Annotated in this window: 16 protein-coding genes; 9 read left to right on the forward strand and 7 right to left on the reverse strand. The window is 67.2% G+C overall.

Annotation, left to right across the window (positions count from 1 at the left end; all coding sequences use genetic code 11):
* Window positions 1–36: 36 nt before the first annotated feature.
* Window positions 37–2,247: a hypothetical protein gene (locus tag IPI67_34685; protein ID MBK7585324.1), complete on the forward strand. Its 2,211-nt coding sequence runs from the start codon at window positions 37–39 to the stop codon at window positions 2,245–2,247.
* Here IPI67_34685 and IPI67_34690 read toward each other — a convergent pair whose 3' ends face one another.
* Entirely contained in the window at window positions 2,248–2,655 is a 408-nt protein-coding gene (locus tag IPI67_34690; protein ID MBK7585325.1) for a TIGR02266 family protein, read from the reverse strand.
* Window positions 2,656–2,763: 108 nt separating this feature from the next.
* On the opposite strand from IPI67_34690, the gene dnaJ reads away from it, so the two are divergent.
* Both dnaJ and IPI67_34700 read left to right on the forward strand, forming a co-directional pair.
* Window positions 2,764–3,858, forward strand: coding sequence for a molecular chaperone DnaJ (gene dnaJ, locus IPI67_34695; protein MBK7585326.1), 1,095 nt, complete (start codon window positions 2,764–2,766; stop codon window positions 3,856–3,858).
* Window positions 3,855–4,547 (forward strand): HAD-IA family hydrolase, encoded by a 693-nt coding sequence (locus IPI67_34700; protein MBK7585327.1) that lies wholly within the window; start codon window positions 3,855–3,857, stop codon window positions 4,545–4,547. The genes dnaJ and IPI67_34700 overlap by 4 nt, the downstream gene beginning before the upstream one ends.
* Here the strand turns inward: IPI67_34700 and IPI67_34705 are convergent.
* Together IPI67_34705 and IPI67_34710 are read right to left on the reverse strand one after the other, a co-directional pair.
* On the reverse strand, window positions 4,539–5,258 hold the full coding sequence (locus tag IPI67_34705) for a PH domain-containing protein (protein ID MBK7585328.1): 720 nt from the start codon (window positions 5,256–5,258) through the stop codon (window positions 4,539–4,541). The two genes, IPI67_34700 and IPI67_34705, sit on opposite strands and share 9 nt — an antisense overlap.
* The gene (locus tag IPI67_34710; GenBank protein ID MBK7585329.1) at window positions 5,258–5,779 is read right to left on the reverse strand and encodes a PH domain-containing protein; all 522 of its coding nucleotides are present in this window, start codon (window positions 5,777–5,779) and stop codon (window positions 5,258–5,260) included. The genes IPI67_34705 and IPI67_34710 overlap by 1 nt, the downstream gene beginning before the upstream one ends.
* On the opposite strand from IPI67_34710, the gene proC reads away from it, so the two are divergent.
* The 4 genes from proC to IPI67_34730 all read left to right on the forward strand — a co-directional run bounded on the left by proC (window position 5,778) and on the right by IPI67_34730 (window position 9,388).
* On the forward strand, window positions 5,778–6,710 hold the full coding sequence (gene proC, locus IPI67_34715) for a pyrroline-5-carboxylate reductase (GenBank protein ID MBK7585330.1): 933 nt from the start codon (window positions 5,778–5,780) through the stop codon (window positions 6,708–6,710). The two genes, IPI67_34710 and proC, sit on opposite strands and share 2 nt — an antisense overlap.
* Before the next feature lie 45 nt (window positions 6,711–6,755).
* Entirely contained in the window at window positions 6,756–7,169 is a 414-nt protein-coding gene (locus IPI67_34720) for a DUF4190 domain-containing protein (GenBank protein ID MBK7585331.1), read from the forward strand.
* A 56-nt stretch (window positions 7,170–7,225) separates the two neighbouring features.
* The gene (locus IPI67_34725; GenBank protein MBK7585332.1) at window positions 7,226–8,041 is read left to right on the forward strand and encodes an N-acetylmuramoyl-L-alanine amidase; all 816 of its coding nucleotides are present in this window, start codon (window positions 7,226–7,228) and stop codon (window positions 8,039–8,041) included.
* A 69-nt stretch (window positions 8,042–8,110) separates the two neighbouring features.
* Window positions 8,111–9,388, forward strand: coding sequence for a hypothetical protein (locus IPI67_34730; GenBank protein MBK7585333.1), 1,278 nt, complete (start codon window positions 8,111–8,113; stop codon window positions 9,386–9,388).
* Window positions 9,389–9,392: 4 nt separating this feature from the next.
* Here the strand turns inward: IPI67_34730 and IPI67_34735 are convergent, their stop codons facing one another.
* The 4 genes from IPI67_34735 to IPI67_34750 form a co-directional block, all read right to left on the reverse strand.
* Complete coding sequence (locus IPI67_34735) at window positions 9,393–10,565, reverse strand: radical SAM protein (protein ID MBK7585334.1); 1,173 nt, start codon at window positions 10,563–10,565, stop codon at window positions 9,393–9,395.
* On the reverse strand, window positions 10,562–10,810 hold the full coding sequence (locus IPI67_34740) for a hypothetical protein (protein ID MBK7585335.1): 249 nt from the start codon (window positions 10,808–10,810) through the stop codon (window positions 10,562–10,564). The genes IPI67_34735 and IPI67_34740 overlap by 4 nt, the downstream gene beginning before the upstream one ends.
* Window positions 10,807–13,635 (reverse strand): hypothetical protein, encoded by a 2,829-nt coding sequence (locus tag IPI67_34745; GenBank protein MBK7585336.1) that lies wholly within the window; start codon window positions 13,633–13,635, stop codon window positions 10,807–10,809. The genes IPI67_34740 and IPI67_34745 overlap by 4 nt, the downstream gene beginning before the upstream one ends.
* Window positions 13,636–14,013: 378 nt before the next feature.
* A complete protein-coding gene (locus tag IPI67_34750; protein ID MBK7585337.1) occupies window positions 14,014–17,127 on the reverse strand; it encodes a hypothetical protein in 3,114 nt (1,037 codons plus the stop codon).
* A gap of 289 nt (window positions 17,128–17,416) precedes the next feature.
* Between IPI67_34750 and IPI67_34755 the strand changes: the two genes are divergently transcribed.
* Window positions 17,417–18,418: an aspartate-semialdehyde dehydrogenase gene (locus IPI67_34755; GenBank protein MBK7585338.1), complete on the forward strand. Its 1,002-nt coding sequence runs from the start codon at window positions 17,417–17,419 to the stop codon at window positions 18,416–18,418.
* Window positions 18,415–20,829, forward strand: coding sequence for an FAD-dependent thymidylate synthase (gene thyX / locus IPI67_34760; GenBank protein MBK7585339.1), 2,415 nt, complete (start codon window positions 18,415–18,417; stop codon window positions 20,827–20,829). The genes IPI67_34755 and thyX overlap by 4 nt, the downstream gene beginning before the upstream one ends.

Here is a 20,829-nt window from a genome sequence, read left to right on the forward strand (position 1 = left end):
AGACCATGGCCCGGCCCGAGTAGACTCCCGCCCACGATGCGTCTGCCTTTCTTCGTGCTCGCTTCGGCCCTCGCGTTCTCGGCGGCCGGCTGCGGCACCACACGACAGGCAGGACCGAAGACCCCCTCGGAGCTGAACGGCACGGTCGTGGCCGCGAACGTCGGTGACGAGAAGTTCGCGAGCAGCGCTTACCAGATCCTGTTGTCGAACGAGCTCACGAACGAGCGAACGGGACTCCTGGCGGGTGTCGTGCGTCGGCAGCTCGCGCGGGCCGCCGCGCGTTTCGACGGGGAGAACCGCGATGCAGGTCTCACTGCACTCACTGGAGCGCTCTACCTCATGCGGGTCGGCGAACTGCGCCACGAGATGATCGAGGGCGGCGTGCCGGCGTTGCGCGCCGGCGCGGCGGAGGTCTCGCGCGTCGGCAGTGAAGGGCGCGCTCGTGCGCTCTACGGCATGCTGCGGACGCTGTTGCCGGATGGTCAGGAGCGCCGCGACGTCGACGCCCACATCGAAGCACTCTCACACTGGTCGCGCTCTGCCGGCACGGCAGGTCAGATGCAGGCCGCAGGGAGCCAGCAGCGCGCAGCGACCGATCGCGCGATGGTCGAGCCGAAGCAGGAGGCGGTCGACGCCGCGCGCGACGGCACCATCGTCTGGATCAAGAAGGCACTCGAGTTCAACACCAGCGAGGCCGCACAGTCGGCTAACTTCGAGCGTGAAGAGGCGGTCGAGGCCTACCGCGCCATGCGCGCGGGCGGCGCGACCCTGGTGGCAATCTACCTGCGTTACGGCGACGCCAAGGGTGCGCTCGCAGCCCTGGAGAAGGGCGATCTCTTGCGCATCGTTCCGCCCGGTCTGGTCGAGCGCCTGGAGCACGCGGCAGAAGACGACGACCCCTCGGCCTGGTCGGATCTATACCGCCTCTACAGCGACTCCGACGGTGCAGACCGACCCGAGACGTCGCTCAGCCCCGCGCTCGCGAAGGCCGCGGCATGGGGCATCGCAGTGGAGTTGTTCCGCGCAGAGCCACGCTCACTTCGGGGTGCCGGCCCGCTCGCGGTCGAGCTCGTCGACAACGGCATGGCGGAGGTTGCGCCCGCCGTGCTCGCGCCTGCGCTCGGCAACGCGCCGTCTGCGCAAGATCTGAGCTGGGCCTCTGCGCTGGTCCTGCGGGCCATGCTCGGGGAAGCCGAGATCGGCGAGCACGCGGCGGCCCGACGCACCTTCAAGACCGCCGAGCCCATTCTTGCTCTCGCGGACGGCGCGCGCTTGGTCGGCAAGGTGCGCCCGACTCCGGCACGCTTGCGCTACGTCATGGGTGTGCTCGAGACTCGGGCCGGTGAGCTCGGTCGTGCACGTCCGCTGATCGAAGCTGCCACGAAATCCGAGCCGTCGCTCGAGGCGCTCAACATGTTGGCGGCAATCGATCGCCAGCGCGGGGACTCCAAGGCGGCGCTCAGCTCTCTCGACCGAGTGGCCGCGCTCGCGCGCAAATATGGAGACGCGGGCGCGGGCGCGGAAGCACTCGTCGCCATGTTCGAGGTGAACCGCGACAAGGGCAGCGTTGCCGAGGCCAAGACCGCGCTCGATGCAGCGCTGAAGGCTGCGCTGACCGCCCGCGAACAGGCCAAGACGGTCGCGGACCAAGCCCGTGCCGAGCGGGTATTGGCCCGGGTCTTCGAACATTTCGGCGCCACCGAGCAGGCCAAACGCGCAACGGATCGCGCGTTCGAGATCTCACGTGCGGACTTGCGACAGCTGACCGCCACCGTGCTCGACGCCTCGCGCCGAGCGTTGACCGGCGGCGACGTGGCCACGGCGCGCCAGGCTCTGCGCCAGGCACGCGAGGGCAGCTTGGCGGACGAAGATCTGGTCTACGCGGCGCTCTGGCTGAAGCTGCTGGAAGATCGAGGCGGCAACTCGAGCGACGGCGCCGTCGAAGAGGCGCTCGCAGCCATCGGCGACCAGAGCGGTTGGCCATCGAAGCTGGCGGCGTGGGCACGCGGCAAGCTCAGCGATGAACAGCTCGTCAAAGCAGCTCGCACCCGCGGGCAGAAGACCGAAGCAAAGTTCTACACCGCCATGTTGCGGCGAGCCAAAGGCGCCGGCGAGACCAAGAAGGATCTAGCGGAGGTCGCCGCGAGCGAGGCCATCGAGCTGGTGGAGGTCACGATCGCCCGCGACCTCTTGGCGCGCGAGACCGCACTTCCGTTGAAACTCCCGGACGGCGTCGCGGTTCCCTGATCAGTCGTCGAGCTTCTTGCCCAATAGGCGCTCGGCAACGTGCTCACCGAGCTGCTCGACCAACAGTTTTTCGACCGTGCGCTCCGTGGCCCGGCGCTCTTCTGCGTCCGTGAACTGAAACTCGATGCCCATTCCGGCGGGGTTGGCACGGGTGGCCTCTTCGGTGGGAGTGATCCAGCACACTCGACCCTTCAAGCGCAGGGGCTCCGCCATCATCGGAACCCCCAAGGCGAAGATGAACTCGGTGCCCTCGGGCAGCGGACGCTCGGTCGCGATGAAGGTCCCACCGCGAGAGATGTTGCGCGTGTAGTCCGCAAAGAAGGTGTTCACCCTTCGGTATTCCACCTTGAGCTCGATAGGCAGACGATCGGTGTAGCGCCTATCGCTGGGCGGGTCCGACGTACTCATCCCCCCCGAGAGTAGAGCGGCCCGGGCAAATCGGCCAAGCCGCCGTCGCGTCCGGCCCGGCGTTCGACATGGCTCAAAGCGCTGCGCATGCCGTGGTATGGCCGATTCGTGCGTGATCCTTACGCGGTGCTCGGCATCGACCGTGGTGCGACGGAAGCGGACGTCAAGACCGCCTTCCGGCGCCGCGCGCTCGAGCACCACCCGGATCGGAACCCCGGCGACGCCGGCGCGGCCGCGCGTTTCAACGAGATCAACGCGGCCTACCAGATCCTGAGCGACCCCGACAAACGGGCAGCGTGGGACCGCTACGGCGAGGCGGCCTTTCGGCCGGGCGGAGGCGCGGGCGGCGGCGTGTCGTTCGTCGATCTCGGCGGCTTCGACGGCATGTTCGGCGACATCCTCGACGCATTCGGGATCCGCGGCGGCGATCGCGGCACAGTGCGGGTGAAGGTCGAGCTCAGCTTCGAAGAGGCCGCGCGCGGCTGCACCAAGGAGCTGAGCTACGAGCTCGTTGATCGCTGCGAGGGCTGCGCGGGCAGCGGCGCCGAACCAGGCACGAGTGTGTCGACGTGCGTCGCCTGCAACGGGCGCGGAAAGGTCCGCTTCCAGCAGGCCATCTTCCCGATCGCGGTCGAGCGCGCGTGCTCACGCTGTCGCGGCACCGGCAAGCTGCCGAGCACACCGTGCAAGCTGTGCTCTGGCGCAGGGCTCGCGAGGCACGAGAAGACGCTCGAAGTGAGCATCCCAGCGGGGGTCGAGGCCGGCGCGACCAAGGTCGTCGAAGGCGGCGGCAGTCGCAGCGGTCCCGAGCGCCCGCCGGGCAACCTCGAAGTTCTGATCGACGTCGCGACGCATCCATTCTTCCAGCGGCAGGGTGACGACGTCACGTGTGCCGTCCCCATCAGCTTCGTGCAAGCGTCGGTGGGCGGAGAGGTCGAGGTGCCGACCTTGGAAGGCAAGGTGAAGCTGCGCGTTCCGCCCGCAACCCAGCCCGGCACCATTCTCCGCATCAAGGGCAAGGGCCTGCCCCACCGGCTGCGGGGTGGACGCGGCGATCAGCTGGTGGAGATCAGCGTCGAAGTCCCGACCGACCTCAGCGCGCGCGCGAGAGAGCTGCTGGAAGAGCTGGGCCGAGAGCTGGGCGAGGACGTGCAGCCCAAGCAGAGGACGTTCGTGGAGAAGCTGAAGGGGTTGTTTGGGTGAAACTCGCCATCACCTTCGACTTCGGGCAGACCTTGGCCGAGCTGGATCTCGAGATGCTCGCACGACGCGTCGCCGAGCGCGGCGCTCGACTCGACGCCGCACGGGCGGGTCGAGAGCTGACTGCCGCCTGGGACGCCTATGGCGCGGCAAAAAAAGCCGGTCTCGTTGCCCACGCTGCGTGGTGTACGTTCATGCGTACGCTGCTCGCACGCTCCGGCGTCGAAGAGAGAGTCGCCGCGGACCTGGCCGAGTGGCTGTGGACGGAACAACCCTCGACCAACCTGTGGCGTAGACCCATCGCCGGCATGTTCGAGCTCGTGCAAGAGCTCGACTCGCTGGGGCTGCCACTCGGGGTCGTGTCGAACTCCGAGGGCAAGCTCAGTGAGCTGTGTACCGAGCTCGGCATTCGCAAGAGCTTCCGAGCCTTCGCCGATTCGGGCGTGCTCGGCTTCGAAAAACCCGAGCCGCGCATCTTCGAGTGGACCGCCGACCTGCTCGGAGTCGCCACGAGCGAGCTGATCCACGTCGGTGACGCCTGGGAGGCGGACGTGGTCGGTGCGCTCGCGGTCGGCGCGCGCGCGATCTGGTTCGGGCCCACCGACTCTCGAACCCTGCCAGCCGGTGTCCTCACCGCCGTCGATGCCGAGGGCGTGCGCCGCGCGCTCACGGTTTTCGGCGCGCTACGCTGAGTGAGGCGTGAGGGCCTCTCGCAACTTCTTCACTTCGTCGCGGACCTGCCGCAGGTTGGCCAGCGCGGCTGGCGACAACCCCTGACTCGACGAGCCGTGCCCCGGCTCCCGGTCTCCTAGCCCCGCGTCACGGTAGGCCTTCAAGAGCTGCAAGATCCGATCACGAACCTCCTCGGCGTTCTCGATGCCCGCCAGCACGCCGCGATGAGTGGCAAACGCCTTTTGCTGCTCGGAGCCACCGCCACCGCCGGCGGTGTCGATGCGCACGCTGGAAATGCCGAGCATCCGGTCCACGGGTCCTTGCTGCACGCTCACGTTCTGCACGTTGGCGAACGTGAACGTGCTCTCGCGAATGACCAGCGCACCCTCGCGAATTCGCAGGGCACGATCGGTGACGATGTAGTGGCGCATGTCGTAGTCGAGACGTACGACGAACCAGTGCATCACGGTGAAAACAACGGCCACCAAGAGCACCAAGCTGAGACCGAGCGCCGCCCAATGAGCTTCGCTGGCGAGCGCACCCGCAATGCCGAGCACCTCCGGCAACATGGTCAGAAAACCGACCAACCCGACCTGCAGCGAGCGAAGCGTGAGCAGCCGCGGCGAAGCGCGAAACACCCGCGTCATCCCCGGTGAGCCGGCCGGCGCCTCCGGCGGTTCGGTCGGCGCCGCGAGCAGCCGCAGCACCAGCGAGCGCGTGGGCTGATACATCACCGTGCCTCGAGCGTCTGCCGGAGGGCGCGCAGCTCGTCTCGGATCTCCCCGAGCAACAGCTCCGCGCTGTCTTCGGTCGCCGGTTGCGGCTCCTCCCGGTGACTCGCGCCGCGCATGCGTGAGTACAAGAAGTCTCGAACGGTCTCGTATTCGGCGAGCCCCTCGATGCTCATCTCCGCGCCGGAAGAACCCGCCGCGGTCTGAAGCTGAATCGTCGCCAGCCCGAACCAACGCTCGAACAGCCCGCGACTCAGGTGAATGTCCTGCACTCGGGCGTAGGTCAGATAGATCTCGCGGCGCCAGAACACACCCCAGCTCATCGCAACCCCCTCCGCGTCGAAGCGATAACGGAGGGTGTGGTAGCGGAAGTAAAACGGCAGAAACGAAAACCAGAACCAGGGCCCCAACAAGCCGAGGGCAAAGGCGCGCAGCGCGTACAACCAGAGCAGCTTGGGGCTGGGGCGCTCGATGGCGTAGATGGTGTCGGCCGAGGGCAGCGCAGAGTCCGCGAGCGACATGTCGCGGCGTAGCATCCGCGCGCGGCGGGGTGATAACAAGTGGATTGACAGCCCGAGCTTGCTCGAAGCGCGCTCCTCGACAATCCTTGGCGGCGTGAAAACCAAGAAGATCGGCCTGCTCGGCGCTGGAAACATGGCCGGAGCTTTGATCCGCGGCCTGCTGGCATCCAAGACGGTTGGACCGGAGCAGATCCGAGTCAGCGACATCCGGACCGAGCGCCTCGAGGAGCTCACGAAGCTGCACGGCATCGCGGCGGAGAAGGACAATCGCGCGCTGGTGAGCTGGGCCAACCTGCTGGTGCTGGCGGTCAAACCGCAGGTCATGGACCGCGTGCTCGACGACGTGGGCGCGAGCATCGAACCCGACACGCTGGTTGTGTCCATCGCCGCCGGCGTCCCGATCCGGTCGATCGAGTCGCGCCTGCACACCGGCGTCCGAGTGGTCCGCGCGATGCCGAACACGGCTTCCATCGTGCTCCAGGGGGCCACGGGGATCGCGCCGGGAGCGCACGCGACGCCAGAGGACGTGGAGGTGGCAAAGACTCTGTTCGATGCCACCGGCCGCAGCGTGGTCCTCGACGAGTCGTTGATCGACGCGGTCACGGGTTTGTCTGGGAGCGGGCCGGCCTACGTGATGCTCATGATCGAAGCGATGGCGGACGGCGGCGTGAAGGTGGGCCTGCATCGGGACACCGCGCTCTTGCTCGCTGCGCAGACCGTCTACGGTTCGGCAAAGCTGCTCCTGGATACCGGCGAGCACCCCGGACGTCTGAAAGACATGGTGACGAGCCCCGGCGGTACGGCCATCGCCGGATTGCACACGCTGGAAGCGGGCGGTCTCCGACGCACCCTGATCGACGCCGTGGAAAATGCAACGCTGCGGGCGACCCAGCTGGGCGAGCAGATGGCCAAGAAGCTCGAGCGACCCTGAACTGATGGTTCCGCCTGACCGCAGCCTTCGGGTAGGCTGCGGGTCATGCAGCCGCCGCCGGGCCCGCCTTACTCACCCCCCGGGGGCCCGCCAGGATATCCCCCGGGCGGCCCACCCCCAGGTGGACCCGTCGGTTTTGTCCCGCCGCCCGCTGGCAGTTATGGGGTGCCGGCCATCGAACCCGCGAGGCCAACCGACTCGGACGCCGTCATCTCGTTGGTGCTCGCGGTGGCCACGATGTCGACCACGTGCTTCCCGATGGGTTTTGCTGCGCTCTACTTCGGTAACCGCGCGCGGCAAAAGGCCAAGGACGAAGGCGACACCGGCCACAACGCAACGCTGGCCCTGGTCGGCAGCATCATGGGCGGCATCTTCGGCGGTATCTGGCTGCTCTTCTGGCTGCTCGAGGGCGGGCTGATCCTGTTCGGTGTTGGCATGGCCGTGTTCAGCGCCCCGTGACCGTTCCAAGAAATTCGTGATCACGCAGCCAGCCGGAGGACAATCCGGTTCCAGGCGTGCAGAGAGCGGCAGTACTGGCGGTCGTTGCAGGGCTCGGCCTCTCGAGCTTTGCGCTGGCGCGCGCCCTGGTGAAGACCCCGAACACTCCGGCGTGGCCCGAGACCGGGGCGACCCTCCGCCATGTCGACTCGGTCTTCCCCGCCGGCTTCGGTCGACGGCGGGTGTACATCGATGCGGGGCACGGCGCTCCCGGCAACACGGGCAACCGGAACGCATTCTGCGTCGATGAACAGGAGTTCACGCTCGGCTTGGCGGAAGAGCTCGGCGCAGTGCTGATCCGCAGCGATCACTTCGACGTGAAGCTGAGCCGCGGCGCCGATCGGCTCGTGCCCTACGCCCAGCGAGTCCAGGAGGCGGAGGCCTGGCCTGCCGACGTGCTCGTGAGTCTGCACTCGGACGTGCGCGGCAAGACGGAGCTCTGGCAGCCGAGTCCCGGAGCACTTTGCCCGCGCAGCCGTTCGGCGCCGGGTTATTCGCTGCTCTGGTCGGACCAGGGTGAGTCGCCGTTGGTGGACCGGCGTCTGGGCCTCGCCCGAGCGCTGTCCGAGCAGCTCGGCGCCGCGGGTTTCCTTCCACTTGGTGTGGACGAATACTCACCCACTTACGCGGCAGACCCGAGCCAGCCTGGGGTTTTTGTGGATCGCCACCCGACCAGCGAAAGGGTCTTCGTGCTCTGGCGACCCAACCTGCCGTCGGTCATCGTCGAGACCCACAACGCGGTCGACGATCGCGAGGCACTGCGCTGGAGGCAACCCGAGACGCGCGCGGCCTTCGCGGCCGCGGTGATGGCGGCGCTGGTCGCGGCTCTCTGACCCGATGTACCGAAGGGTAGGCGCGGGTCTTCCATGATCCGGCGCACAATTCGTGAGACAATCTGCCCCATGCGCTGGCTTGGTCAGGTTGGAGTGTTCGCGGCTGTGATGGGCTTCTTCTTCTCGGCCTGCTCCGGCTCCGACGGCGGAGGCGGAACCGCGGGTGGCGGGGCCGTCGGGGTCGGCGGCGCAACGAGCGGCGGAGCGAAGGGAGATTCCGCCGCGGGCGGTGCATCGGGTTCGAGCGCGGGCGGCGCATCGGGTTCGAGCGCGGGCGGCGCATCGGGTTCGAGCGCAGGTGGCGCGGGCAACTCTGGCGGCTCGGCTGGCAGCGCCGACGCGGGTCTGCCGGACGTGTCGTTCACCTACGACCCGCCGGACGCAGGTGCGGACGATGCTTGCGCGGCGGTGACGGCGTCGGCCTCCAGCCCGCCCGTGGACATCATCTGGATCATCGATCAGTCCTGCTCGATGGCCACCGAGATCGCGCAGGTGAAGGCCAACGTGAACGGCAACTTCGCGACCATCATCCAGAACAGCGGGCTCGACTACCGCGTGATCATGTTCGCAAACTACGCCTACCCGACCGCCGCACGGCAGGTGTGCGTGGCACCTCCGCTTGGCGCCGCAGCTTGTGGCCAGAACAACCCTCCGAAGTTCTTCCAGGTCAACCGCAGCATCGAGAGCTGGGACTCCCTCTCGCTGTTCATGAACACCACCTACTGGACTCAGATCAAAGCCAACCTCCGCCCCGGGGCCTACAAGGCCTTCATCGAGGTGACGGACGATCAGTCCAACCCCACGACCGCGGCGCAGTTCGATACCTTCCTGCTGACCGGCGCCGGCGCCGGTTATTTCGGCACGACCGCCAAGCGCAACTACGTCTTTCACTCGATCGTCGGCGTGAATACACCGCTGGCGCCGACGCAGCCCAAGACGACGAGTGTGTGCTCGACCGCCGTCAACGCGGGTCCGCAATATCAGGATTTGAGCATCCTCACCGGCGGGCTGCGGCACCCGGTCTGTGACACCAACTACTCCGCGGTCTTCAACAACATCGCCAACAACATCGTGAAGGCCGTGGCCTGTGAGCTGCTCACGCCGCAGAACAGCGACGCTGGGGTCATCGATTGGACCAAGGTGGAGGTCCAGTACACCCCCGGCGGCACCGGCACCCCGACCACCTACCTGCAGGTCGGTAGCGCGGCCGCCTGCACGGGCAACGGTTTCTACTACGACAACCCGGCAAATCCGACCAAAGTGACCCTCTGCCCCTCGTCTTGCACCACGGTGAGCGCGGACAAATCAGCGAAGGTCGAGCTGCTGCTGGGCTGCCTGGGAAGCTGAGCCCTCAGCCTTCAGGCTGCTCCTCGTCCACCTCGATCACGAACCTCCCGTGATCGAACGGCCTGCCCGGCGCCCGCTCGATTTGCACCAAACGCTCGCGCTGCCCGCGCGCCGCGTGCTCGAGCGCACGATGGTGACAGTACGGGTTGTTGCCGGCGCGCCCGAAGAACGTGTGCGCAGTCCACGTGCACCCCGCTCGGCACTCGTCCGCGTAGTAACACTCGGCGCAGTAACCCCAGAGATCAGCGCGTGTGCGATCACGAGTGAACCGCAGCTGCCGCGTCTCGTCCCAGATGCGAGCGAGGGACTGCTCGCGCACGTTGCCCCCGACATAGTCCGCCGTCGGCAACGATGGACAACCCTTGATGCTGCCGTCGGCCTCGATGCCCAAGGCGTAGGTGCCGGCGGGACAGCCTCGCCAGATGCGCCCGCCCTCGGTGCCACGGTTTCGGAGCACGCTCTCGTGCGGACCGAAGTAGCCGATGTTGTTCGCCGGCCAGAACGCCACCCCTGCCCCGCGCCCGCGCTCCGCGAGCGCCGCCAGGCGTGGGTAGAGCTCGAGCAGCTCCCAGGGTTGCAACAACCACTCCGGCCGATCCGCAGCCCGCCCCATCGGAACCGTCAACTGCACCTGCCAGCCCTCTGCGCGCTCCGCGATCAGCAGCTCGAGCAGGCCCTCGAGATCCGGCAAGCTCGAGCGATTGAGTTGGGTGTTCACCGTCATGCCGACGCCGGCCGCGCGCAGGTGACGCATGGCAGCGAGCGCCGCCTCGAAGCTGCCGAGCACCCCACGCTGCCGGTCGTGGGCTGCGCGCAGCCCGTCCACCGAGATGCTGACCGAGGCGAGCCCCGCGCGTTTCGCTTGCTCCGCTCGTTCGCGTCCGAGCCCGCGGCCGCCGCTCGTCATGCCGCAGCGCATGCCGGCGTCGACGATGGCCCGAGCAATCGTCGTCCAGTCGTCGCGCAGATAGGCCTCCCCGCCGATCAGCGTCACCTCCCGCGCACCGAGCTCAGCGAGCTGCCGGACCAGCTCGAGTGCTTCGTCCGTGGTCAGCTCGTGCGCGCGGGGTTTGCCCGCGCGCGAACCGCAGTGGGCGCAGGCCAGATCACACGCGAGCGTGAGCTCCCACACCACATAGATCGGGCGCGGCGCCTCGCCGACGACCGCGGCCCTCATTGCCCCGAGGTGTCGTCCGCCGCGTCGTCGACCCCGGCATCAACATCCGCGTCGCTCCCGTAGTCGTCCGGCATACCGTAGGCGCAGCCGATACCGATGGTCATGGCGCCGAGCCCCGCCGCGCCGACCAGCGCGAGCTTGACGGCGCGGCGCCGCGAACGCCCGCGCGCGGCAGCGCAGAACGGGCACTCGGTCTCTTCGTCTCGGATGTGGCGCTTGCAGCCGTCACACGCGACGAGCATCACTCCACCCACTCGATCTCGCTCGCCGGCTGCGTGCGATACTTCTTGTCGACTTCGTCCATCAGCTCGAGGAACCAGCTCTCGATCTTGGGACCCTTCTCGCGCACGCTGTCCGCGTAGAAAGTACCGCGAATGCACTCCGCCTCGTCCTTACCCGGACGGCAGCGGCCATCGACGTACACCATGATGGCCTTCGGCAGCCGCGTCGCGGTGGAGTCACCAGGGAAGTTCATCCAATTCGACAGGAAGATGATGGCGGCCTTCAGGTCTTCCGGCGTCTGCCCGTACCCGTGCAAGAGGAAGATGACCGGATAACGTTTGGTTTGCAGATCCTTGTGGGCGTACCCGGGAGGCAGGTTCACGCTGACCGGACCGGTGCGCCCCCGCGAATCGGTGAAGACCCAGTCACAGGCACCGTTCACCTCGCACGCTGTCGCGCCTGCGACGGGTTCGATGTTGCTCGACTCGTCCTGGGTGCGCGGTGAATCCGGCCAACGACTGCCGATGAAGTAGAGGGCCGACTGCAAGCGCCGGGCGATCTCGTCGACGGTCCCGACGTGCTGCCCGGAGCCGAGGTCGACGTCCTTCTGCACCGGGTCGATCTTGCCGTAGCGCAACAGCACGCCGCCGGGGATCGAGCTGAAGTCCAGCTTGCTACCTGTGAAGTTCTTCACATCGGCCGGGTTCTGACCCGGAATGTTGTGCGCCTCGGTGTAGTAGTGCGTGACCCGGTTGCGCGATGACCAGGCGCCGGCGAGAGCAGCGGCGTCGACCGCGAAGTTGAACAGATCGCGAGTGCCACCATCCGTCCACAGGTCGAGCCGCGAGATTGCCTCATCGTCGAGCGGCTGTTTGTGTGTGCCCATCGGCAGCTGTTCGATGACCGTCCGCGAGTCGCGCTCGAGGAAGGTGCGATAGCCCGCCGCGTAGTCGAACTTGCCGTTGCCCTCGCCAAAGTCGTAGGGGCTGCTCTTGGTGTTCGGCACGCCGTCGAGCCCGTCGTCTTTGAACGGCTCTCCGGCGTCCCAGCGGTAATTCCCCTCTTTCCCGGTGGGGTTGTACTGCGGATCCCAGTCGTCGCCGTTTGGATCTTCGTTGACCCCGAGCTTGTAGCCGGGCTCTTTGTCGCTCGGCAGTCCGTCGGCACCGAAATCATCGAAGGGCTCGTGCCCTGCCCGGATCAGCGGCTCGTCCAGATCACGCACCCCGTTGCCGTTGTAGTCGACAGCCAGCGCTAGCTCGAGCGGCTTGTCGTTGTTGGTCGGCTTCCATGTGTTCGCCCAGGGTGACAACGACGAATCCTGCGGAGAGCCGTCGCACACGGTGATGACCGGGAACGTGCCCTTCGGATTGAACTCGTCGTCGAAGTAGTTGCTGAGCGTCGTGGTGTGACTACAACGTTCCTTGGGGCACTCGGTGGCCAGTTTCTTCTGCGCTTCTTTGTCCGGGCCGTCGAGGGGATCGATCCACACCGCACACTCCCGCCCCGGGTGGTCGCCGACCACCGACGGGTCCGTCGGGGAGATGCCGGCGGGCAGGTTCTCAGCGCCGGGCGCCGGGTTGTAACCGTTCGGGTTGCCGAACATCAGCGCGAGGTCGCGGAAGATCTGCACGTACTCCTCGCGCGGGAAGCTGCCGCCGTTGCCAGTCTTCGGATACTCGTACCACCACTGGTTGAACGTGCTCGGGTGCTCGTAGGGCAGCTCGGTCTCCGGCATCGGGGGCAGTGCTGCCGGCGGCGTCGTGCCGTCATTGGGGGTCCAGCCGCCCAGGTGGTTGCGCTCGATGTGTCCGAGCATCCAGGTCCAATCGACGGGACCGCCGAGTGGTGCGAGCACGTCGAAGCGCTCGTGGTTTCGGAGACCGAACATCGCGGTGCCGCCGCCGCCCATCGAGATGCCGATCAAGGCGCGGTGGGTGAGCTTGCGCATGCGCTTGCGCTCCCCGCCGTCGGACTGCACCACGGCCTGGTAGGTGCCGAGCCGCGGCGCCATGAACTCCAGGGTATAACCGGCGTCGCCGCGCACGATTCGCGGGTTGGCAATGGGAATGCTGCGCGGTGTCTGCGCGCGCGGCCCGGTGTAACTCACGGTCACGTGCCGAAGAGTGGCGCCCTCCGGCATCACCGCCGGATTGATCGGCAGGCTGAACGGGATCTCGCGCTTCAGGCGTTTGTCGATGGGACCAAAGGTCACTGCCGGACCCATGGCGGTGAACCCCTCCGGCACCTGATCCTTGGCGCAGCCAATCGTCACGTCGAAGGGCTGCACACTCCACAAGAAACTGCCGCTGTTTGGCTTGGACCCGCCCGCTTGCAGCCCGATGCCGGCGAGGGCGAGCCCACCGCTACCCTTCACCGTCTTGCCGTCGTCGAGCTTGCCTGCGCCCGAGCCCGAGCAGGCGGGGATGTCCGGCGTCATCACCTCGACCGGCAGCTCGGCGGTGGCGTTGGTGCCGTCGCCCTTCGGGAAGCTCGCGGTGAGCTTCGTCTGCCCGAGTCCCTTGGCCGTGAGCGAGATCTTGAACTTCGATTTCGTCAGGTAGAGCTCTTCCGCCTTCGGCGCCACCATGATCGACTCGTCCCCGGACTCGAACGTGATCTTCGTCGCGACACACACGTCCGGCTCGACGATGACCTCCACCACCCGAGTTTCACCCGGCGCGATCGCGGTGAACGACGGCTGGAACTGGATCTTCACGAAGCCGGGGTTCGGCGGCCACTCACACAGCTCACCCGGGCCGGGCTTGGGATAGTCCGGCGGCGTGGTCTTCTTGGTGGCGCCCTCGTCGTTGTCGGCGCAGCTGGCTGAAGAAAGCGCGCCGATCAAGCCGAGCGCGGAGAACGAAACCCAGAGTGAACGAACTCTACTGCGACGTAACAATCTGCCTCCGAACGCGAAGCGTAGCGGGCATCGAGCGGTTTGTCGGCGTCCTTGGCCAAATCGGGCGAATTACCGCGGAGAGCAGGCGGTCGGCGCCCTGGCCTGACGCAGGTCCGAGAGCACCCGACGCCACGCACGATGAAAGTGTCCGCGTGAAGGGGCCGGGGGGGGGACAGCCTCACTCCACGCGGACGCCGATGAGGTAGCAGTCCGCGTTTGAAATTGCAAATACTGGGAAGGAATGAGGTTATGGGCGCGACGAGGGATTTCGGAAGCGCACTTCAGCGTCTTTCAGGTTTGCAACCCAGAGCGCGTCCAACTGCGCTAACGCACACAGCGGAAGCCCCAACGACGCCCGAGTCGACCACGCTCTTGGAGCACCATCGGGATCGGCTCCTGCCCGTTGGCTCGCGCTCCGAGCTCCGCGCGGGTCACCCGCGCCGGAACGTCGGTGTCCGCTTCCGCGCTCAGTACTTGTACGCAGAGTCCCTCGGGCTGGAGCAAGAGCTTTGCTTGAAGGTCACGCGAGCGGATCGCGTCGGCGCTCTGCAAGTAGTCGACATAGGGTTCGACCGGAGGTTCGCCGACGAGCAACCAGCCCTCGGCCCCCGGCGCACAGACCGGCGGTGTTTGCCCCAAGGTCTTCGGCTCGACCTGCACGACGTCCAGCGCCTCACCGCTGGTGGCGTCCACCGAATACACGAACCACGACGTCCCCGCACCGCGCGTGCGCCGAGCTTCCACCCAGATCCCAACCGCGTCGCTGCGCGCGTTGCGCACCAGGTTCACCATCAGCGTCGTGTTCGGACGCCAGCCACTCGCCATCGGATAGTCGCGCACCTGCGCGACTCGACCCGCGTCGACCTTGAACAGTCGAAACGTGCTGTTGGCAATGTAGGAACCCAGGTACCAGGTGCTGCCCACCTTCACCACGCCGGACAGCTGATAAAGGCCCCATTTTGCCGCGTCGAGCACCGCCACGACACCCCGGCCTTCTTCGAACAGATAGAGCTCGGTCGTGCCGCGTGCATTGACCAACATCGCCGCAGAGCGGCCCGAGGGCTCGAGCACCGGTGACCACGCGCTCGGCTGATTGTAGTCACGATTGAAGACCTGTGACGCACCGATCGCGTCGTTCCAGGGAGAGCGCACCGTGGCGGAGGACCAGACGGCGTTCTTCAACGCGTACGGATCGTAAGCGCGCAGCAGAAAATTGCCGACGCGATCCCAGGCAGCACCGCGCGCACCCCAGACGTAGCCGCGCACCTGCGCGCCGAGGTTCTCGGTGCCGAGATCGAAGCCGAGCTCGGCTGGTTTCTTCGTCGGAGCGGCCGTGCCCTTGAACGAGATCCACTCGCTGCTCTTGAGCTCGTCCGGCGAGGGCGCCGTGGTCGCAGGCATGCCCCAGCGAGGACGCCCCCAGGCGCCACCGACCATGCCTACCTCCTCGTCCGGCGCGGCGCCCTTCTTCTCGGGTTTGGGTGCGAGCCCTGCCATCTCTCCGGTGGGTGCACAGGTGAGATTCCAGCGCCCACCTTTGGCCGACGGGAGGCGCGAGAACTTCGGCGTATCGACGACCTCGACGTCATCCTTCTCGGTTCGCCCGCGCCAGCCTACTCGCATCCAAGCGCCCGCGACACAACCGACGCGCGAGCAGCCACGCTCGGCGGACAGCGAAGCCTTGGCACGCGCCACCGGATCGGCGGTGTCCGACGGCAGATCGAGATCGCTCCAGGTGAAACCCCCATCGATGGTCTCGGTGGCACTGCCACCGCGCCCGAGCACGAGCGCCAGATCGGTCGAGACCAACGCACGGTCGATGTCACTCTCGATGCGTCCGACGTGTACTGCCCCGTCCAGATCGACGCGCACGCCGACAAAAGGCCCCGCGGCAACCACCCACCCCGACAGCTGCTTCTTCCACTTGGCCTTGGCCGCGGGCGCCTTGGCCGCGGGCGCCTTGCTCTTCTCCGCGCCCGGCGCGTTCTTGCCCTTCTTGCGCAGCACCTTGGGGGGGGCGGGCACACTGCTCGGCGCCGCTCCTCCTCCTGCCGCGTCCCGCTCGACGAACCCTTCCAGCCACAGGCCCTTCTTCAGCATTGCGAGGCTGGCAACATCGTCCTTCGGCAACTTGAGCCGGACGGTCTTCGCGCTGCCGTCGGCCGCAACGACCGTCAACGTGCCGGGTGCACCCAGGCGCGGAGGCACGAGCACGGCGGTACCCCCGTCGGACAACGCCACCAGGCGCTCGACGCCCAGATCACCGCGCACACGCATTTCACTCTCGCGACCGCCACGCGTACGGATGCAATACGCGCCGACTGCACCCGCGGATTTTCCCTTGCACGGACCGCGTACGACCAGCGCACCGTTGCCGCTCGGTGCGACGAAGCGCGGCTCCTCGAAACGCATCACTGGCTCGAGCGAGAGCGGCTTCTTGAACGCGTACACCGTGGTCGCTCCCTGCTCCTGACCACAGACGAAACCGAAACCCTCACCCAAGGGCACACCCGTGCAGCTCGCGCCGGCGGGAAACGCCTGCTCCTTGAAGTCGAGCAGGCGCCCATCGCTGAGCCGGACCCGCCCGAGCACGCCGTCCTTGGCCACGATCGCCGTGTCGGCGGTGTCGGGCATACCGTGCAAGATCGCCTCGCGCAGTGGCAGCCTCCCGAGCGGGCCAGCCGCAGTGGGAGGCGGTGGCTCCGGCGGGGTCGGCACACTGGCGGTTGGCGCGCCCACACCTCGGCGGCCGGCTCCGACGAAGGCTGCGTCGTCGTCATTGGCCTGCACGCGCTTGCGCAGTCGCCCCGACGGGTCCAGCACGAAGCGACCTTGGGCCGTGTTGATCGCGATCTCACCGCGCTCGAGGAAGACACCGTAGCTCTGCGAGAGACCCAGCGGGCGCCAGCTCGCGCCCGCGTCGAAGGTCGCGAGCACCCCGCGAAAGGGAACCTCGACGACCGCCAGCCAGGCGTCCGCGAACGCCATGCCCGAGTAGGCGGGCGACGGCGGCAGTGGGCCCAGATCGGTGGGGCTGCCCGTGTCTGGATCGAGCGCCACCACGTCGAAAGAGCGCTGGTCCTGGAGGTAGATGCGATCGAAGCCGTCCACCACGCGCTCGACGTCGAAGTCGACGTTGGCGAACGGCGTCAAATCGTCGGTCCAACCGCTCGACTTCCAGACATGGGTCGAGCCCGAGCCGGACGCGTAGAAGATGAAACCCGCGCCCAACCGAGCCGGCAGTCGCAGCGCCCGCACCTGCTTGCCCGCGGGAAAAGTCTGTCGGCTGCGATCGAGCGAACCGTCGGGCCTCGCTAGCACTCGCATGCCGCGCGAGATGAAGCGGGTCGTGCCGTCGGGATCGTTCTCGACCAACGACGCCGACGCATCCGGCAGCGCCACGACACGAGCCGGAGTGACCACTCGGACGGGCGGCATCGCGGAGCCCCGGCCACTGAGCGCGTCTGCGCCACCGCCGCTCGAGTGGGCGCACGCGACTACCCCGATTGCCGTGCAGGCAAGCGAGGGAAGAACGCGCCGGAAAAGCATCGCGGCCCGAGCGTAGCAGATCGACCGCGAACAGCGGACCCCGGCCCAGCCGGAAAAACTCCGCTGAATGGTCGCCGGAAGGCGCACTCTGAGCTACGTTCCGGGCGCGGCGCAGGGCGCCGGACCACTCCGGCCGGCTAGGCCGGCAGGTCACGGCCCGCGCTCATGGAGAAGCACGATGAGCATGGTAGTGGCAGTGGTCGGTGCAACGGGTGCAGTCGGACGCGAGATGCTCCGCACGCTGGAGCGACGCGACTTTCACGCGGACCGCGTGGTGGCTCTGGCTTCGGGCAAGTCCGCCGGCATGAAGCTGCCGTTTCGCGGCGCTGAGCTCACGGTCGAGGAGCTCACTCCCAAGTCGTTCGACGGCGTGAAGATCGCCCTGTTCAGCGCCGGTGCCTCGGTATCCCGCGAGTTCGGACCCATTGCTGCCGCGGCCGGCGCCGTCGTCATCGACAACTCGAGCGCGTGGCGCATGGACGCCGAGGTTCCGTTGGTCGTGCCGGAGGTGAACCCGCAGGCGGTCATGCACCGGAAGAAGGGCATCATCGCGAACCCGAACTGCAGCACCATTCAGCTGGTGGTTGCCCTCAAGCCACTGCATGACGAAGCGCACATCAAGCACATCATCGTCAGCACCTACCAGGCAACGAGCGGCAAGGGGCACGCAGCGGTCGCGGAGCTCGAGGCGCAGATCGCCGCCATCGGGGCCGGGAAACAACCCGAGGCCAAGGTGTTCCCGTCGCAGATGGCGATGAACGTGCTCTCGGACTGGAAGGCCGGCGAGAACGGCTACAGCGAAGAGGAGCTGAAGCTGGTCAACGAGACGCGCAAGATCATGGGCGATGCCGAGATCGGCGTGACCCCGACCTGTGTGCGAGTGCCGGTGGTGACGGGCCACAGTGAGAGTGTTCACGTGCAGTTCCGGCGGCCGTTGACCGCCGCGCGCGCGCGGGAGCTCTTGCGCAACGCCCCGGGAGTAGAGCTGGTGGACGACGGCGACTACGCCCCGGGCAAGGAGCCACAGCCGCTCCACTCGGCCAACACCGACCCGGTCTACGTCGGTCGCATTCGTGACGATCTGGCGGTGCCGGGCGCGCTGAATCTGTGGATCGTTGCCGACAACCTGCGCAAGGGCGCGGCGCTCAACGCCGTGCAGATCGCCGAGCTCATCGCATGACCGAGTCTCGCCGCCCCAGCTCCCCCGGCGCCGAGGAGATCCTCGGCCTCTACTTCCCGGTGCTCGATCACGGCTTCGTCTCGCTGGTCGATTACATGGGCACCGACGAGTGCATCGAACGCGCGGCCCGCGTGAGCTACGGCTACGGCACCCGCAAGGCGCAGCTCACCCGAGGCCTGTTGCGCTACCTGCGCCGCCACCTGCACACCACCCCGACCGAGATGGTCGAGCTCAAATTCCACTGTTGCATGCCGATGTTCGTGGCGCGGCAGTGGATCCGGCACAGAACGGCCTGCCTGGCCGGCGACGCCCAGCTGTATTTCGACCTTCCCGGCGCCCAGCTGCGCGGCGGACGACAGCGACACAACGTGGCGATCGCCGACTTCCACCGCATGTGGACGACGGGAACGGAACACCCCATCGCCAAGAAGAAGCCGCTCTTCGTGAGCCGGATCGATGCCGAGTCGGAGTACACGATTCCGGAGCTCGCGCGGCTGGTCGAGCGGCGCGAGGAGACTCTGCGAGAGTACGTTCGCAGCGGCGCGCTCGACTCGCGGAGGGGCGCGCCGGCTTCCCGCGAGGCGCCCGCCACCACTTCGGCTGTTCCCCTCCCGGGACCTCCGGGGGTCGTCACGAAGCGCGTCACCCTGGTTTCTGGTCGCGCTTGGCACGCCTTTGCCCTGCGGCAACCGACGGCGAAGGTCCCGATGCGCGAGCGCCTCTCGAAGATGCGCCTTCGCAGCTGCGATGAGAAGACCGGGGAGATCATCCACACCCAGATCGTCGATGTCTGGGAGAGCGGGGTGAAGCCGGTGTTCCGCGTGACGCTGGAAAACGGATACTCCCTCGAGATGTCGAAGGACCATCGGTGCCTCACCGAGCGTGGTTGGCTGACGTTGGAGCAAGCGACCGGCCTCCAGCTGTCGGAGCGCGGGTCGGTGAGCTGGAGGCAGGAGGCGCCCGCATTCTCGGTCAACGGAGCACCGGCGTATCGCGATCGCGAGTGGCTCGGCGCGCAGCGCGCGGCCGGGCTCAGCGTCGACGAGATCGCCCAGAAGGCCGGGATTTCTTACCACTCGATTCGCAAGTATCTGAAGCTGTTTGGTCTTGGATTCACGGCTGGAGAAAAGGCACGCCTGTCCGGGCTCACGCAGCGCGGGCAGAGGCGCACGTCAACCAAACCCAGGACGCTGAGCCCGGAGCATCTCGCCACCATTCGTCGCGCCCGATCGGGGACCGCCTCCAACTTCTGGAAAGGCGGGACATCGACCGAGCGCGAGAGCATCGGACGCTGGACGACTCAGGCGGCCGCACGCGTGCACGCGCGGTTCGGGTACGCCTGTGCCGTCTGCGCCGCCAAAGGCCGACTCCACGCCCACCACGTCGATCCGGTTTGGCACAACCCGTCGCGCGCGCGCGACGAGCAAAATCTCATCTCCCTCTGCAGGCAGTGCCACGACCGCTTGCACGCCGACAACCTCGAGCTCGCGCTGCTCGAGGCCGTCGCGTCGGGTTCCAGACTAGAGGGCTTCTGGAGCGGACGCGAGAGGCAACCTCGTCCGAAGGCCAAGCGCGGCCCGGCAACGACTCGCCTGGTGCGACGTTTCTCCAAGGTCGCTCGCATCGAATACGTGGGGCAACAGATGACCTACGACCTCGAGGTCGCCGGTCCCTACCACAACTTCGTCGCCAACGGCTTCGTCGTCCACAACAGCGTGAACGAGTACAGCGGGCGGTACTCACTCATGCCGATGCTGTTCTACACACCCAGCGAAGCGCAGCTTCAGACCCAGAGCGCCCAGAACAACCAGGGGCGCAGCGGGCAGAGTGTGCCGACGGAGCAGTACCAGGAGGCCATCACACGCTGGAACGAGATCCGGCGCCTGTCACAGTCGGCCTACGAGTGGATGACCAACGAGGAGATCGCGCGGGAGCTGGCCCGCATCGATCTGCCGCTTTCGACCTACACGCAGTGGTACTGGAAGATCGATCTGCACAACCTGCAGCACTTCCTCAAGCTACGAGTGGACACCCACGCTCAGTGGGAGATCCAGGAGTACGGGCGTGTGATGGCCGGCATGCTCAAGAAGCTCGCGCCGCACTCGTACGAAGCGTGGATCGACTACGACGTGTGTGGCGCGCGCATGAGCCGGATGGAGCTCGACGCACTTCGCAAGCTCGTGGAGGAAAGCGAGCAGGGACTTTCGGCGCGTGCGGACGCGCGCCTCGACACGGCGGCACTGGAAGCGGTTGGGCTGTCGAAGCGCGAGCTCACGGAGCTGCGGGCCAAGCTCGCGCCAGCAACGCGCCCAGACTTCGAGCTCGACCTGTCCCAGGCTCGCTCCGCGGAGCACTTCGCCGAACGCATGAACGCCGCGGTGCCGAAGGTCGAACGCGCACCGACGGAGTGA

The sequence above is a fragment of the Myxococcales bacterium genome (assembly GCA_016706225.1).
GTDB lineage: Bacteria > Myxococcota_A > Polyangia > Polyangiales > Polyangiaceae > JADJKB01.